Here is a 1,226-nt window from a genome sequence, read left to right as displayed (position 1 = left end):
TACGGACCGCTTGCCATCGGTTGCGAACAGCTGTAACCGGCGGCGCCCCGGATTAATTCCGGCTGCCCGTGAGCTGTCCTTCTCTTTCTTCATGCTCGCACACCGGCCGCGGAACGCCGCCGGCTGTCGGCGCACACGGGCTCCCATGGGGCCGCGGGGCTGATGCGTCACATCGACACTATGGCCATCGTCAAAGTGACGTGAACCAGCTATGATAGATAGCGTCAAATAGACGAAAAGGCGGTGCCGCAGCGCATCCCGCCGTCCCCGCAGAGACCGTCCGCAAGGACATTCCGCAGAGAAGAGAGGGTGCGTGTCGTGACCACCGCCCAGCCCCTGGACGTCCAGCCGACCCCGCTGGCGCTGCTCCTCCTCGGCCGCGAGGCCGACCCGAAGAGCGAGCGCGGCGTGGAGTGCCCCGGTGACCTGCCGGCGCCCTCCGACCCGGACCTGGTCGAGCGCGCCCGCGCCGCCAAGGCCAAGCTGGGCGAGAAGGTCTTCGTCCTCGGGCACCACTACCAGCGCGACGAGGTCATCGAGTTCGCGGACGTCACCGGCGACTCCTTCAAGCTCGCGCGGGACGCCGCGGCCCGGCCGGACGCCGAGTACATCGTCTTCTGCGGTGTGCACTTCATGGCCGAGTCGGCCGACATCCTCACCGGCGACGACCAGCAGGTGATCCTCCCCGACCTGGCCGCGGGCTGCTCGATGGCCGACATGGCCACCGCCGAGCAGGTCGCCGAGTGCTGGGACGTGCTCACCGAGGCGGGCGTCGCCGATCAGGTGGTGCCGGTCTCGTACATGAACTCCTCGGCGGACATCAAGGCGTTCACCGGGCGGCACGGCGGCACGATCTGCACCTCCTCCAACGCCCAGCGGGCGCTGGAGTGGGCCTTCGAGCAGGTGGACCCCGCGAGCGGCAAGGTGCTGTTCCTCCCCGACCAGCACCTGGGCCGGAACACCGCCGTGCGGGACATGGGCATGTCCCTGGACGACTGCGTGGTCTACAACCCGCACAAGCCGAACGGCGGACTGACCGCCGAGGAGCTGCGGGCGGCGAAGATGATCCTGTGGCGCGGCCACTGCTCGGTGCACGGCCGCTTCAGCCTGGACTCGGTGAACGACGTGCGCGCGCGCATCCCGGGCGTGAACGTCCTGGTCCACCCCGAGTGCAAGCACGAGGTCGTGGCCGCGGCGGACTACGTCGGCTCGACCGAGTACATCAT

The 1,226-nt window shown here is 68.9% G+C and carries 1 protein-coding gene; it reads left to right on the top strand.

Features of this window, described 5'->3' with window-relative positions:
* Window positions 1–318: 318 nt before the first annotated feature.
* Window positions 319–1,226 (top strand): quinolinate synthase NadA (gene nadA, locus AB0I03_RS26810; protein WP_360417412.1); only part of this gene is annotated, 908 nt, incomplete at its 3' end.

It is taken from the genome of Glycomyces sp. NPDC021274 (assembly GCF_040641195.1).
Classification (GTDB): Bacteria; Actinomycetota; Actinomycetes; order Mycobacteriales; family Micromonosporaceae; genus Glycomyces.
Note: the sequence above shows the minus strand (reverse complement) of the source record. Positions and strands in the feature narration are given on the sequence as shown.